At 68.6% G+C, this 13,964-nt stretch carries 12 protein-coding genes; 10 read left to right on the top strand and 2 right to left on the bottom strand.

All coding sequences use genetic code 11. The annotated features are described in order from the left end of the window. The first annotated feature begins 4 nt into the window (after positions 1 to 4). From EV649_RS21380 to EV649_RS21370, 3 genes are read left to right on the top strand one after another with little or no spacing between them, the layout of a single operon-like run. Positions 5 to 1,138: an FAD-dependent oxidoreductase gene (locus tag EV649_RS21380; protein ID WP_130385329.1), complete on the top strand. Its 1,134-nt coding sequence runs from the start codon at positions 5 to 7 to the stop codon at positions 1,136 to 1,138. Positions 1,139 to 1,144: 6 nt separating this feature from the next. Continuing rightward, complete coding sequence (locus EV649_RS21375) at positions 1,145 to 2,413, top strand: ATP-grasp domain-containing protein (RefSeq protein ID WP_130385328.1); 1,269 nt, start codon at positions 1,145 to 1,147, stop codon at positions 2,411 to 2,413. Positions 2,414 to 2,438: 25 nt separating this feature from the next. Further along, positions 2,439 to 4,229 carry an ABC transporter substrate-binding protein gene (locus tag EV649_RS21370; protein WP_130385327.1) on the top strand — a complete coding sequence of 597 codons (1,791 nt, stop codon included), beginning with the start codon at positions 2,439 to 2,441 and terminating at the stop codon, positions 4,227 to 4,229. 53 nt (positions 4,230 to 4,282) lie between these two features. Here EV649_RS21370 and EV649_RS21365 read toward each other — a convergent pair whose 3' ends face one another. Next, positions 4,283 to 5,527, bottom strand: a complete 1,245-nt coding sequence (locus EV649_RS21365) for a cytochrome P450 (protein WP_130385326.1) — start codon at positions 5,525 to 5,527, stop codon at positions 4,283 to 4,285. Positions 5,528 to 5,719: 192 nt separating this feature from the next. Between EV649_RS21365 and EV649_RS21360 the strand changes: the two genes are divergently transcribed. Further along, the gene (locus tag EV649_RS21360) at positions 5,720 to 7,021 is read left to right on the top strand and encodes an MFS transporter (RefSeq protein ID WP_130385325.1); all 1,302 of its coding nucleotides are present in this window, start codon (positions 5,720 to 5,722) and stop codon (positions 7,019 to 7,021) included. A 46-nt stretch (positions 7,022 to 7,067) separates the two neighbouring features. Here EV649_RS21360 and EV649_RS21355 read toward each other — a convergent pair whose 3' ends face one another. Continuing rightward, positions 7,068 to 8,483 carry a hypothetical protein gene (locus EV649_RS21355; RefSeq protein WP_130385324.1) on the bottom strand — a complete coding sequence of 472 codons (1,416 nt, stop codon included), beginning with the start codon at positions 8,481 to 8,483 and terminating at the stop codon, positions 7,068 to 7,070. A 125-nt stretch (positions 8,484 to 8,608) separates the two neighbouring features. Here EV649_RS21355 and ddaH point away from each other — a divergent pair, with 125 nt between their 5' ends. The 6 genes from ddaH to EV649_RS21325 are packed head-to-tail and all read left to right on the top strand — an operon-like array spanning position 8,609 to position 13,916. Then, on the top strand, positions 8,609 to 9,487 hold the full coding sequence (gene ddaH, locus EV649_RS21350) for a dimethylargininase (RefSeq protein ID WP_130385323.1): 879 nt from the start codon (positions 8,609 to 8,611) through the stop codon (positions 9,485 to 9,487). Beyond that, positions 9,484 to 9,825, top strand: a complete 342-nt coding sequence (locus tag EV649_RS21345) for a hypothetical protein (protein ID WP_130385322.1) — start codon at positions 9,484 to 9,486, stop codon at positions 9,823 to 9,825. The genes ddaH and EV649_RS21345 overlap by 4 nt, the downstream gene beginning before the upstream one ends. A gap of 45 nt (positions 9,826 to 9,870) precedes the next feature. Further along, positions 9,871 to 10,323, top strand: a complete 453-nt coding sequence (locus tag EV649_RS21340) for a cobalamin-dependent protein (protein WP_130385321.1) — start codon at positions 9,871 to 9,873, stop codon at positions 10,321 to 10,323. Next, positions 10,320 to 11,678 (top strand): methylaspartate mutase, encoded by a 1,359-nt coding sequence (locus tag EV649_RS21335; protein WP_130385320.1) that lies wholly within the window; start codon positions 10,320 to 10,322, stop codon positions 11,676 to 11,678. Before EV649_RS21340 ends, EV649_RS21335 begins: the two co-directional genes overlap by 4 nt. Next, entirely contained in the window at positions 11,623 to 12,630 is a 1,008-nt protein-coding gene (locus EV649_RS21330) for an asparagine synthetase A (protein WP_130385319.1), read from the top strand. Before EV649_RS21335 ends, EV649_RS21330 begins: the two co-directional genes overlap by 56 nt. Positions 12,631 to 12,647: 17 nt before the next feature. Next, complete coding sequence (locus EV649_RS21325) at positions 12,648 to 13,916, top strand: amino acid permease (RefSeq protein WP_130386229.1); 1,269 nt, start codon at positions 12,648 to 12,650, stop codon at positions 13,914 to 13,916. The last annotated feature ends 48 nt before the right edge of the window (positions 13,917 to 13,964 follow it).

Genomic DNA, 13,964 nt, shown 5'->3' with positions numbered 1-13,964 from the left:
CCAGATGCGCATCACCGTGGTCGGTGGTGGCGTCGTCGGCCTGCTCACCGCCGTCGAATGTGTCCGCGCGCCCGGCGTGACCCGGGTAGACCTCGTCGACGCCGGTCCGATTCCGTCACCTACGGCCACCTCCAACGACCGGCTCCGGGTGGTCCGCGCCCTGCATCGCGGCGAGCCGGCGCTGACGTCGGCGGCAGGCCGGGCGCACTGGGGCTGGTTGGAGGTCGAGAGCCTGATCGGCTCGCGGTTCTATCACCCGGCCGGGGCGCTGACTGCGATGCCGGAGCAGAACGTGGCGGGCGAGCTCGCCGTCCTCATCGCGACCGGTGCCAGAGCCTGGGGACTGTCACCGACCGAGCTGGCCGGACGGTATCCATGGATCCGGTTCCCGGCCGGGTCCGGAGCCGTGCTGGAGGCTACCGCCGGCGTCGTCCTGGCCGACCATGCGCTGGTCGCGGTGGCGCGTTGGCTGAGCAGCCGGCCGCAGGTTCGGCTGCACCCGCACCAGCGGGTCGTCGAGGTGACCCAGCATGACCAGGGCGGAGTGATCCGGTTCGCCGACGGCACGACTCGTACGGCCGACCGGGTGGTCGTGGCGGCCGGGCCGTGGTCCCGCGAGCTGGTGCCGGCCGCCGTCGCCTCCGATCTGACGCTGTACCGGCAGAGCGTCCTGTCGTACCGGCCTCAGTCGCCCGGAATGCCCGCGGTCCTCGGGCTCGGTCCGGCGGGCGACGCCTGGTTGATGTCGGCACCGGCACATTCGGACGCTTCGTTGCGGCTGAGCGCGGCCAGCGCCTGCCGGCCGGCGGCAGCGATGACCGATCGGGTCACCCCCGATCGATGGCGCCAACACCTCATCGGCGTTTTCACCGAGGTACTCCCGGGCTTCGATCCGGCGGCGGTGGTCGACTGCTTCGACGGCTTCTACCTGTCCGAACGGACCCGCGGCGGCCCGCTGCTGGCGTCGTACGGCGCGGGCGCGGTCTGGGCGTACGCCGCGTGCGGCGGAATGTCCTTCAAGTTCGCACCGCAGCTCGCCCGCGCGATCGCCGATCGCGCCGTCGGCTCGACCCCGCGCCCGACCGGACTGGAGTCGGTCGACAACCCGCGATTCCTGGCCGCCGCCGGTAAGGAGTAGATAACCGTGAAGCTACTTGCCCTCGAAGCCGTCCAGAACGCCCGCTACTACCAGTCCCGCTACCGCCAGATCGAAGAGTTCGGCGGGACCCTGTTCGTTCTCAACGGCCTCGGCGAACCCGGCTACTGGCCGGACGCGCGGTACCGGATCGCCGGCTCCCGGCACATCGACGACATCATCGCGACCGCCCGCGCGTGGCACGCGCACGAGCGGTTCGACGGCGTACTCACCTTCTCGGAGTCCGGCGTACTCACGGTCGCCGCGGTGGCGGAGGCGCTCGGCCTGCCCGGCGTCGGCCTGGACGCCGCGCGGATCAGCCGGAACAAGCTGCTGATGCGCGCGGCCCAGTTGCGCGGTGGCGCTCCGGTCCCCCGCTTCCGGCTGGCGCCGGACGTCACCGCCGCGCTCGCGGCCGCAGACGAGTTCGGCTACCCGATCATCCTCAAACCGACTTTAGGTGCCGCCAGCAACTTCGTGTTCAGGATCGACGACCCGGACGAACTGCGAGCCCGGTTCCCGCAGGCGCTCGCGGGGATGGCGGGGATGTCCTGGTTCCAGATGGAGGCCGACGGTATCGACCTCGGCCCGCACGGACTGCTCGTCGAGTCCTTCTTGGACGGCCGGGAACTGCAGATCGAGGCGCTCGCCTGGGACGACGAGGTGTATCTCGGCTCGATCGTCGACCGGATCACGGTCGAGGGCAGCACCTTCGACGACGACGCCCACCGGGCCCCGACGACCCTCGACGCCGGTGAACTGGCCGCCGTCCACGAGGCCGTGGCCACAGCCGCGCACGCGCAAGGCCTGCGGCGCAGCGTGATGCACGCCGAGATCCGCTTCCACCACGGCCGGCCGCACCTGCTGGAGATCGCTGTCCGACCCGGCGGCGGCGGGCTGGACTACTTCGCCCGGCTGAGTGCCGGCTACTGCCCGATCCGCGCCACGATGGCCGTCGCCGCCGGAATCAAGCCCGACGTGCACCACTACCGGCCGACCGGGGTGCATCTGGCCGGCACCTGCCTGATCGGCGGACCTGGCAGGGTCGAGGAGATCACCGTGCCGCCCGCGGTGGCGGGGTCCGACCGGGTGTTCTTCCTGAAAATCACGGCGAAGCCCGGCGACGTGATCCGGCGCCCGCCGGACGGCAACAACATCCTCGGCTTCCTCTGTACCAGCGGGTCGACGTTCGACGAGGCGATCCGGACGGCGTACGAGTTCGCCGGGCAGATCGACGTACGCCTGACGGCATTCGATCACCGAGCTACCCGAGCCTGACCCAACCCGACGAGAGGTGACCCGGATGTCCACCGTGTTGTCCGAACAGCAGTCCGACCAGCCGTCCGAGGACGACCGGCCGATCGAAGGTGGCAGCGTCACCTGGGCCTGCAACCCCGGCTTCCCGCCGGCCGCCATCTTCCCGTTCACGCCCCGGGAACGGATCGGCATCCGCAACCTGTACGAGTTCCAGGTGCTGATGTTCCGCCCGCTCTACTGGCTCGGCCGCGAGGGCAGGCCGGAGGTGAACCCCGAGCTGAGCCTGGCCTACCCGCCGGAGTGGAGCGAGGACGGGCTGAGCGTCACCGTCACGCTGAAGCCCTGGCAGTGGTCCAACGGTGAGCCGATCTGCGCCGACAACGTGATGTTCTGGGTGAACATGATGGCGGTCAAGGGCGACCGGCTCGGCTACTACGTGCCCGGGTACTTCCCGGACAACCTGTCGTCGTACGAGAAGGTTGCCGAGGACAAGGTTCGGTTCACCTTCGACCAGGTGCACTCGAGGACCTGGGTGGAGATGAACCAACTGTCGCTGATCACCCCGATGCCGAAGGCTTGGGACCGGACGGCGAACGGCCCGGCGCGGGCGTCGTACGACGTGGCCGACATCCCCGCCGTCTACGACTACCTGGTGTCGCAGAACGGCGAGTGGACGATGGAGGCGAATCACTTCCGCGGCGGCTGGGCCGAGAGCCCGGTGTGGAGCGTCGTCAACGGCCCGTGGCGGCTGAAGAGCTATACCGTCGACGGCGTTGTCACCTTCGTCCCGAACGACAAGTACTCCGGCCCGAACAAGCCGCACCTGGACGAGTTCCGGCAGGTGCAGAACGACACCGACGAGCTGATGTACGAGCGCCTGCAGGCCGGACCGGACGCGCCGGACGGGATCCAGATCGGGTACCTGCCGTTCGGGATGGGGCTCACCGACGACGGCGAGGACCCGCTCGCGGACTCGTACCGGCTGGTGCCGCAGGACGTGTTTGTGGTGCGCTACATGCCGTTCAACTTCGACAACGACTCCACCGCGGCGCGGATCTACAAGCACACCTACGTACGGCAGGCGCTGCAGATGTGCCTGGACCAGGACCGCGCGATCCGGGAGATCTACCACGGCAACGCGTACCGGATGGACGGGCCGGTGCCGCCGTCGCCGGCCAACCCGCACGTGTCGCCGAAGCAGCGCAAGGACCCGATGCCGTTCGACGTCGACGCCGCCCGCGAACTGCTCGAGGCGCACGGCTGGGACACCAGCACGATGCCGGCCGGCTGCGTGCAACCTGGTGAGGTCGCCGGCTGCGCCGGCGAGGGTGTCGACATCGGTGACCGGCTCTCGTTCACGATCCGGTACGTCGAGGGCAAGGTCGCGCTGACCAGGCTGCTGGAGATGTATCGGGAGGATGCGGCCAAGGCCGGGATCGAGCTGAAGCTGGAGCCGGTGTACGGGTCGGTGATGGTGGCGGAGGATCACAGCCCCGGTGTCGCGAGCAAACGGCTGTGGGAGATCAACACCTGGAACGGCGGCTGGTCCTTCTACGGTCACCTGACCGGCGAGATGCTGTTCCGCACCGGTGGCGGCAGCAACTTCGGCGACTACAGCGACCCGAAGGCCGACGAGCTGATCGACCGGACGGTGCACAGCGACGACCCGGAGGCGATGTACGAGTACCAGGACTACATCGCCGAGCAGGTGCCGACCATCTGGTCGCCGGGCTTCCCGAACCGGATGTTCGAGGTCGCGAAGAACCTGCGCGGCGTCGAGCCGGTCAACCCGTACGGCCTGATCAACCCCGAGGACTGGTACTACGTCGAGAAGTGACCTGACACGCACATCGCCCCGGCCGATTCGGCCGGGGCGGTGTGCTGTTCAGTTCAGGGCTGCGGTGGGACGGTCGAGGCCGGCAGGTGGTGCATGCCGCGCAGGAGGGTGCTGGGTTCCCACTCCAGGAAGCTCGGGTCGGCGGTCATCCGCAGGTCCGGGAAGCGTTCGATCAGGCGGGTCAGCGCGATGTTCGTCTGCATCTTGGCCAGCGGCTGCCCGATGCAGAAGTGCGGGCCGTGGCCGAACCCGAGAACCCCGTTGGGACGGCGGTCCAGGTCGAGCGTGTTCGCGTTCGGGAACTGTTCGTCGTCGCGGTGCGCGGACAGGATCGACAGCGCCAGGATGTTGTTCTTCGGTACGACGACGTCGCCGATCTCGATGTCCTCCGCCGTGAACCGGAACGTGGCCACTCCGACGCCGCCGTCGTACCGCATCAGCTCGTCGATCGCCTGCGGCATGATCGACAGGTCGGACCGCAGCCGCGCCATCGCATCGGGGTTGGTGAGCAGGCTGAGGATGCCGTTCGACAGCGTGTGCTGGGAGGTGATGTGGCCGGCCACCGTGTACAGGAAGATCATCGCGACGAGCTCGTCGTCGGTCAGCCGGTCGCCGTTCGGGTTGCCCTCGATCATCGCGCTGACCATGTCGTCGGCCGGGTTCTTGCGCTTCATCGCGATGATCTGGTGCCCGTACGCGAGCACATTCTTCGAGGCAGTCTCGACCACCTCCGGCGGGTGCCCGGCGCCGACCAGCTCGACCGCCCACTGCTGGAACCGCTCGCGGTCCTCGAACGGGATGCCGAGCACGTCGCAGATGAGATTGATCGGCAGCGGCTGGGCGTACTCGGTGACCAGGTCGACGTCGTCGCGGCCCTCGAGCTTGGTCAGGTAGTCGTCGACCAACTGCTCGATCCGCGGCCGGAACTCATCCATCCGGCGCAGGGTGAACGCCTTGCTCACCAGCGAACGCAGCCGCGTGTGCCGCGGCGGGTCGCTGTTCAGCATGTGCTGGGACAGCTCGTCGTCGAAGCCGACGTCGGGCTTCTCGTCCTCGACGTAGGTACCGGTGTGGCGGGCGAACATCTCGTTCATCCGTGTGCCGTCCTTGCTCACCCGGGGGTCCTGCAGCAGTGCGCGTACGTCGGCGTACCGGGTGACCAGCCAGACGTCGGCGCCGTGCGGGAAGACCACGTGATGCACCCGGCCCGCTCTCCGGTACGGCGCGAGGATCTCGTACGGCCTCTGCATGAAGTCGTCCGGAATCCGTGGGAGGGCCTCCGTCATTTCGGTTGTCATAGATCCGATCCTCCTGGCTGCAGGCATGTCGACAGGGGCGCACGTGCGCTTCCGCTACGCGTCGCCGTCATTCATCAGAGGCGACGGCGCGCCTGCCCTGATACGCCTTGTTTTGTTGCCTTTGAGGCCTGTCCGTACGGCGCTCCAACCGATAACGTGCAGGACCGAACGCACAGAGGGGTGGAGTGGCTGATGAGCGAAGAAGTCGACCGCGAACCGGGTTCGGCCGGGAAGCCGGGCGATGGCCTGGGCGCCATCGCTACCTGGCGCCAGACGTCGATCACGTCGAAAGCGCTGCTGTTCGGAGTTTTCGTCAACCGGCTGGGCGCCTTCCTGCAGATCTTCCTGGTGCTGTTCATGACCCACCGCGGGTTCACGGCAGGCCAGGCAGGTTTCGCGCTCGGCATCTACGGCGCCGGCCATGTTCTCGGCGCGTTCGTCGGCGGCTGGCTGACCGACCGGCTGAGCGCCCGGGCGGCGACGTTGATCAGCATGCTCGGCTCGGCCGCGCTCATCGTCTCCATCCTCTACATCAACGTGTACTGGGTGATCCTGCTGGCGATCATCACGGTCAGCACCGTCAGTCAGCTGAACCGGCCGGCCGCGCAGGCCATGCTGGCCGAGCTGACCAAGCCGGGCCAGCTCGTGATGACGATGGCGATGTACCGGCTGGCCATCAACCTGGGCACCGCGGTGACGCCGATCGTCGGCGTCGCGCTCGTGTCGATCTCGTACAACCTGTTGTTCTGGGCCGAGGCGTTCGCCGCTGTGCTCTACAGCGCGATCGCCTGGAAGTTCCTGCCCGGGAAGGCCGCACCGGACGAGGCCGCGAGCGCCGCCAAGGCCGCGGAGCCGAAGCAGGGCTACCGTGCGGTGCTGGCGGACTGGCGGTACGACTTCTACCTGGCCGCCGTGTTCCTGGTGACGATCGTGTACTGCCAATACATCGCGGTGCTGCCGCTCGCGATCGTGAACGACGGCCTCAGCCTGTGGTGGTACAGCGCGATCGTCTCCGCGAACGCCATCGTGGTCGCCGTCTGCGAAGTGCCGGCCACCAAGTACGTGCAGACCTGGCCGCTGCGGCTGACCGCGATCGCGGGATTCGGCCTGGTCGCGGTCGGGTACGGCGTCTACGCGATCGCGCTGGTACCGGTGCTGCTGATCATCGGCACGCTGATCTGGACGACGTCGGAAATCATCGGCGCGCCGACCACCTTCGCCTACCCGGGCATGGTCGCGCCACCGCACCTGCGGGGCCGGTACTCCGGCGCCATGCTGAGCGTCTTCGGTCTCGGGAACGCGGTCGGTCCGGCGGTCGGCGTCTGGCTGTGGGACAAGGTCGGCCAGACCTTCTGGCTGTGGGCGGCGGCAGTGGCCGTCCTCTCCGCCGTGTGCGCCCGGATCGGCATGCGCCGCCCCGACGAGGCGCCGGCCGAGGTGGCGACCTCCGAGGCAGAGGCGGCGCCTGGCGCCAATCCCGAAGCGGCGACCTGAGGATCTGCGTTCTGAATGGGGCCGGCGCGATGCACCGGCCCCTTCTTCAGTTCTTGCGGACCGGAAGCGCGGACCCCGGCTCGACGTCCGAGTCCTCCGGCAGAACATGCAGGCAGCAGCCGACCGACGCGCCGGCGTCCAGCCGAACCACCTCGAGGTCGGACTCGACAGACAGGGCGCGCGCGTACACACCACCGAACCCGTTCACGACGGTGTAGACACCCCAGTTCACGATCCACGGCGCCGGGTCGCCGTCCCGCATCGGGAACAGCTCCGGCACCGGCCGGATCCGGCGTTGGACGACCCACGGACCGTCGAGTGCCTCCCGGACTCGCTCCTCCCACAGCTCCCCGTCGGTGTCGGCGCGCCAACCCAGCAGCACCCCTTCCCCGCTGTGCCGCGAGGTCGGCTTGAGGACCAGTTCTGCCTGATGACCGAGCACATAGTCGAGCAGCTCGACCTGCGTGCCGTCCTCCAGCGTCACCGGGCCAGGGCGCACCATCCGGGTCCAGGGCAGGATCCGGTCGAGGCTGGTCAGCGTCTGCTGGTCGAAGTACTGGCGGTTGGCCTCGTCGGACAGCACCGCGAGAGCTCCCTTGCTGGCGAACATCTCGGCGTCCAGCGGAGTGAAGATCTTCACCTCGCCGCGGGCGGCGGCGTCCAGGATCGGATCCATCATCGCCGACGCCTCGGAGTGCTCGAGCAGATCCTCCAGCATGAAGAGGCGCTGGATGATGTCGACCTTCACGTCGCCGAGCCAGACGCCGCCGTCGCGAACCTCGAGCTGCCCGATGTGGCCGACGTGGGCGTCGATTCCCATGTCCTGCAGGCGCGTCGCGAAGTGCCGCATGTACGGCTCGAGGGTCTCGTAGCTGCTCGGCCAGTCGACGGTGGCCAGCACTGGGCGAGAGTCGTGCGCGAACCCGCTTTCGGCGAACATGTTGTTCACCTGTTCGCGCATCGTGTCCACGTAGGCCAGGCGATGCGTCTGCGCGAACTCCGCCAGGATCGGCTGATCCAGCAACGCCCGAGCCATGTCGGACTGGTCGATGCCGCCGAGCGCGCTGCCCATGTTGAACTCCAGCAGCTTGAAGCCGCTCTCGTCCAGGTACAGGTCGGCGCGACTCTGCTTCGTCACCGTCGCGCCGCGGCTGCGCAGCACAGCCGAGACCTGTACGTCGGTCATTCCGACCGAACGGGCGAACGCCGCCAGGTCACCGCCGTACAACTTGTCGGGCAGGCTGGTCAGGGCAGCGTGCATGGTCAGGATGTCGTTCGCCAGCTGGTCACACTCGTCGGCGCCGAGGAACAGCGGCCGCGCCAGGTACCGGCCGCCGTACACCGACTGCAATCCGATCGACTCGGGGTGGGTGCTCACGAGTTCGGCGGCGGAGATCCCGCGGCGCTTGATCTCGTCCAGGTACTGGGCAGTGAGTTCAGTTCGGCTCAGGCCGTTCAGCATCTTCGGGACCTCCGGGGTCAAGACGGAACAGAGCGCTCCTGCTCGGACAGAGACCGGCACCGGCGCGCGGAAATACACCGGCAGGCGCGGGTATCTGATCGCGGCTCCCGCGCGCTCTTGTCGGCATGGAACTCATCTCCGAGGTCGGTACGCCGACCACCACCGACGTACCGTCCCACGCCGCGATCCGGCGGAGCACCCATCGCCGGTACCTGATGTGCCCGCCCACCCACTTCGACGTGACCTACTCGATCAACCCGTGGATGAATCCCGCCAAGCCGACCGACCAGCCGATCGCGGCGGCGCAGTGGCAGCGGATCCACGACCAACTGGTCGACCTGGGGCACACCGTGGACGTGATTCCACCGGTGCCCGGGCTGCCGGACATGGTGTTCGCCGCGAACGGCGCCACCGTCTGGGGCGACCGCGTGCTCGTGGCCCGCTTCCGCCATGCAGAGCGGGACGCAGAGTCGGCGTCGTACCTGGAATGGTTTGCCAGTCGCGGTCTGCACGTCCAGCAGGCCTCGACGGCCAACGAGGGCGAAGGCGACTACCTGTCCGCCGGGTCCTGGTTGCTGGCCGGCAGCGGGTTCCGCACCGACCGCCGGGCCCACCTCGAGAGTGAGCAGTACTTCGACCGCCCGGTGATCGGCCTGACCCTCGTCGACGACCGGTACTACCACCTGGACACCGCACTGGCCGTCCTGGACGACGAGACGGTGATGTACTACCCCGGCGCCTTCACGTCGGGGAGTCAGGCGATCCTGCGCGAGCTCTTCCCGTCGGCGATCATCGCGACCGCCGAAGATGCCGCTGTGTTCGCCCTGAACGCGGTGTCCGACGGCCTCCATGTCCTGATGCCGGCAGGTTCCACCGACCTGGTCGCGAAGCTGCGAGAGGCCGGCTTCCTCCCGATCGGCATGGACGTGTCCGAACTCCTGCGGGCCGGTGGTGGAGTCAAGTGCTGCACGTTGGAACTGCACGGTCCGGCAGGTGGCCGATGATCGACTACGACGGCAGGAGGTTCTCCCCCGCCGGACATCATGCGGAAGGCAACGACGTCACGGTCGCGTCGTACCGGCAGCGCGGCGACCTGCTCTGGGCAGACTTCAGCGGTGGTCGTGTCCGGCGCGGTGCGCTCACCGGCGTGTGCCGGCCAGACGACACACTGGAGTTCAGCTACACCATGGTGCTCGCCGACGGCGCACTGGTCGCAGGGCACTGCGAGAGCACCCCCGAGTTGCTGCCTGACGGCCGGATCCGGTTGCACGAACGATGGGAGCGGTACGGTCCGCAGGCCGCTACCGGGGTGTCCGAGCTCGATGAGATCGCCCCCGGCTGATCGGCCGGATGTATCAGACCACTGTCGATCCGCACTCTGCATGTCATGGATCACGCCGCGGGCAAGGAGGTCAGCGCCGACGGATTGTCCGTGGTGCTGACCAGCGTGTCGTCGGACTCGCACACCTGGAATCTGGTCGTCCTGCAACTGGTTCTCGAGGAGCTCGGCCATCAGGTGCACAACCTCGGCGCCTGCGTTCCGGACGAGCTGATGGTCTCCAAGTGCCTGCGGCTGCGGCCGGATCTGATCGTGGTCAGCAGTGTCAACGGACACGGCTTCCACGACGGCCTGCGGCTGATCCGTCAGGTCCGGAGCCACGCGGAACTGGTCGGCACTCCGATGGTGATCGGCGGGAAGCTGGGGATCGCCGGGCCGGGCTGCGACCGCAGCCGGGCTCAACTGACAGCGGCAGGGTACGGCGCGGTCTTCGAGGACGGCACCGGGCTGGCCGCCTTCCAGTCGTACATCGGTCGGCTCGCCATCGGCCAGGCTTCGTGAGCGTCCCGGGTACCGGCTCGTTCGGTGACTTCGTTGCCCGGGCGCACCGTGCGGGCAAGCTCGTGGTGCAACCGCGGATGGGTGTCAGCGACCCCGCCGCGATGCGGATCGGGCTCCTGGCCACCCGGAAGGCGACGGCGACCGCGGTCGGCACGATCACGCTCGACAGCTACACGCGGATGGGTGACAACGCGAACGCGCGCGCCGCGCTCGCGGCCGGGATCGAGCTCAACGGGTACCCCATCGTCGCGCACGACCCAGCCGTCACCCGATCGGTGCTGGACGGTGTCGCCGGGCCGGACTTCCCCGTGCAGATCCGGCACGGTTCGCCCTGTCCCGAGCCGATCGTGGCCGCGCTGATCCAGGCCGGGCTGCACGCGACCGAGGGCGGGCCGGTCTCCTACTGCCTGCCCTACAGCCGGATGCCGCTGGAGGACTCGATCCCGAACTGGGCCCGCAGCTGTGACCTGCTGGCGGAGGTCAGATCGACCGGCACCGACCCGCACGTCGAAAGCTTCGGCGGCTGCATGATGGGTCAGCTCTGCCCGCCCGGTCTCCTGGTCGCGTTGAGCGTGCTCGAGTGCCTGTTCTTCCGGCAGCACGGAATCCGCAGCGTCTCGCTGAGCTACGCCCAGCAGACCAATTCGGATCAGGACACGGAAGCGCTGCTCGCGTTGCGCCGGCTGGCCACGCAGTGGCTGCCGGACGTCGACTGGCACATCGTCGTCTACACGTACATGGGTGTGTATCCGCGGACGCCTGACGGTGCCACCGGACTTCTTGAGGAAGCGGCCCGGCTGGCGGTCCGGGCCGGTGCGGCCCGGCTGATCGTGAAGACAGTTGCCGAGGGCTACCGAATTCCCACGTTCGCCGAGAACGTCGCCGCTTTGGAGACCGCGGCGCTGGCCGCCGAAGGGTGCCTCACGATCGCCGGCGATCCCGTCGACACCGGCATCCACGCCGAGGCGAGCGCCTTGATCGAGGCAGTGCTCGACCTCGGTCCGAATCTCGGCGCGGCACTGGCCACTGCGTTCCGGCGTGGCTACCTCGACGTGCCGTACTGCCTGCATCCGGACAACGCCGGCCGGGCCCGCAGCTACCTCGACAGCACCGGGCGGCTGCAGTGGTCGTCGATCGGGTCGTTGCCGATCCGCGGTGTGGTCGGGCCGACCGACACCGCGAAGCTGACGGCGGCCGGGCTGCTGGCCTCGCTGTCGTACGTGGAACGGACGTTCGACAACGCGAGCCTCGAGCAGGAGTTCCAAGCAGTATCGGACGACTCATCAGGGAGCACAGGAGATGACCGAGACCCGGATCCCGGAAACCGAAGCCCGGCTGCCCGCCAGTCCGCGTGAACACCTCACCTCACCCGTCACCCGGTCGGTCCTCAAGATCCAGCACCGGATGCTCGCCGCAGCCCGGGAACTCCTCGGCGCCCGCGGGTTCATCGAGTTGCTGCCGCCGGTGATCGGCCCGGTCACCGACCCGGGCGCGCGCGGGGCCAAGCAGGTCGATGTGGACTACTACGGTCACCGCTACAAGCTGATGACCAGCGCGATCCTCTACAAGCAAGCCGCCCTGACCTCATTCGAGAAGATCTTCTTCATCGCGCCGAACGTCCGGCTGGAACCGCTCGAGACCGCGTCGACCAGCAGGCACCTGGCCGAGTTCCACCAGATCGACATCGAGATGGCGGATGCGTCCAGGGACGACGCCATGGCGACGGCGGAGGACCTGGTCCGTCACGTCGTACGACAGGTGGTGGCGGAACTCCCCCACGAGTTCGAGACCCTTGGCCGGGACACCTCCGAGTTCGCCGAGTTGCTCAGCGCACCGTTCGGGCGCCGGACACACGCCGACGCGGTCGCCGACCTGCGGGCGACCGGTCACGACCAGAGCCCGGATGCCGAGCTCGACTGGGCGGGCGAGGCGAAGCTGTCGGCGAAGGCGAGCCGTCCGTTCTTCGTCACCGACTATCCGAAGGGATCGCGCGGTTTCTACGACCGGGAGTCCAAGGATCAGCCCGGCATGCTGCGGAACTTCGACCTGATCGCCGCCGAGGGGTACGGCGAGCTGTGCAGCGGCAGCGAACGCGAGCAGGACTACGCCACGATCATCGCGAGGATGCGCGAGACGGCGGAGAACCCGGCGAAGTACGCGTGGTACCTACAGATGCTGAAGGACGGCGTACCGCCCAGCGCCGGCTTCGGGCTCGGTCTCGAGCGGTTCACCCGGTACGTCGCCGGGCTGGACTCGGTCTGGCAGGCGAGCGCCTTTCCGAAGGTACCCGGCATCGCTTCACCCTGATGCCGGTTCCAGCGAAGATGTCGCGCGTGACAGAAACCGGCAGGCTGAGTCTCGGGCAAGGTACGGCGTTGTACATCGGAGCCGTACTGGCGACCGGCGTCATCGCGTTGCCCGCGCTCGCTGCCGAGGTGGCAGGCCCCGCGTCGTTGCTGGCGTGGTTGGGCCTTGCAGTGGTATCCGCTCCACTCGCAGCCACCTTCGCCGCGCTCGGTGCGCGCTATCCGGACTCGGGTGGCATCGCGACGTACGCGCGACTGGCCTTCGGCGAGCGGGCTGCGGCGATCGTCGGCTGGTGTTTCTACCTTTCCGTCCCGGTCGGCGGTCCCGCCGCCGCGCTGTGGGCAGGCGGCTACGTCGAAGCAGCGCTCGGCGGCGAGCAGAGCGTCGTCTTCGCGACCATGCTGGCGCTCCTGGCGGTCGTGCCGGCTGCCAACGCCTTCGGTATCGAGGTGACCGGACGGGTCCAGATGTGCCTCGCCGGGCTGCTGACACTCTTCCTGTGCCTCGCAGTTGCGCTCTCGCTGCCGCACGCCGACCTGTCCAATCTGCAGCCGTTCGCGCCGCACGGTTGGCAGGCGATCGGCCCCGCCGCCGCGCTCCTGGTCTGGAGCTTCGTCGGCTGGGAAACGGTCACCTACCTCACCGCCGAGTTCCGCCGCCCGGCCCGCGACGTACCGCGGGCGACTGCCATCGCGGTGATCGTGGTCGGCGTGATCTACCTCAGTGTCGCCTTCGCCACCATCACGGTGCTAGGCCCGCAGGCCGCCCACACCGACGCGCCACTTGGCGATCTGCTCGCGATCGGCCTTGGCGGCAACGCCCGGGTGCTGGCCGCGGCGGCTGCACTCCTCCTGACCTTCGGTGCGATGAACGCGTACTACGCGGGCGCATCCAAGCTCGGCGCAGCCCTTGCCCGCGACGGCGCTCTCCCTGCCTGGCTGGCCCGTGGCAGCTCTGCGGGCGTGGTGCCACGACGCAGTCTCGCCGTACTCAGCGCACTGTCGATAGTGACTGCCGTCGTCGTCGTGGTGGCAGGACTCGAGCCGCAGTCGCTGGTCCTGCTCACCACCGGGCTGTTCGTGACCGTGTACGCCGTCGGCGTCGCAGCGGCAGTCAAGTTGCTGCCGCGACGCAGCCGGGCGCGTCTCGCCGCGCTCGTCGCGCAGGGAGCCGTCGTAGTTCTGCTCCTGATGGCCGGGGTCTACCTGCTCTGGCCGGCGCTCGTCAGCGTCGCCGCGCTGCTCTACCTGAAGCTGTCCCGCCCACGCGTTCAGCGCCGTCCGTAGAGGGTCCAGACGGCGTCGAGCGATACCGGGGCGCTGTGGTGGCTGTCG

It is taken from the genome of Kribbella sp. VKM Ac-2569 (assembly GCF_004216905.1).
GTDB lineage: Bacteria > Actinomycetota > Actinomycetes > Propionibacteriales > Kribbellaceae > Kribbella.
The sequence above is the reverse complement of the archived record's forward strand: the minus strand, read 5'-3'. Positions and strand labels throughout refer to the sequence as shown.

Bases quoted from the DNA above. Each gene is read 5' to 3' on its own strand.
- EV649_RS21355 (WP_130385324.1), bottom strand. From the start codon at position 8,483: ATGCTGAACGGCCTGAGCCGAACTGAACTCACTGCCCAGTACCTGGAC.
- EV649_RS21325 (WP_130386229.1), top strand. From the start codon at position 12,648: ATGTCGCGCGTGACAGAAACCGGCAGGCTGAGTCTCGGGCAAGGTACG.
- EV649_RS21340 (WP_130385321.1), top strand. From the start codon at position 9,871: ATGGATCACGCCGCGGGCAAGGAGGTCAGCGCCGACGGATTGTCCGTG.
- EV649_RS21380 (WP_130385329.1), top strand. From the start codon at position 5: ATGCGCATCACCGTGGTCGGTGGTGGCGTCGTCGGCCTGCTCACCGCC.
- ddaH (WP_130385323.1), top strand. From the start codon at position 8,609: ATGGAACTCATCTCCGAGGTCGGTACGCCGACCACCACCGACGTACCG.
- EV649_RS21330 (WP_130385319.1), top strand. From the start codon at position 11,623: ATGACCGAGACCCGGATCCCGGAAACCGAAGCCCGGCTGCCCGCCAGT.
- EV649_RS21360 (WP_130385325.1), top strand. From the start codon at position 5,720: ATGAGCGAAGAAGTCGACCGCGAACCGGGTTCGGCCGGGAAGCCGGGC.
- EV649_RS21345 (WP_130385322.1), top strand. From the start codon at position 9,484: ATGATCGACTACGACGGCAGGAGGTTCTCCCCCGCCGGACATCATGCG.
- EV649_RS21370 (WP_130385327.1), top strand. From the start codon at position 2,439: ATGTCCACCGTGTTGTCCGAACAGCAGTCCGACCAGCCGTCCGAGGAC.
- EV649_RS21365 (WP_130385326.1), bottom strand. From the start codon at position 5,527: ATGACAACCGAAATGACGGAGGCCCTCCCACGGATTCCGGACGACTTC.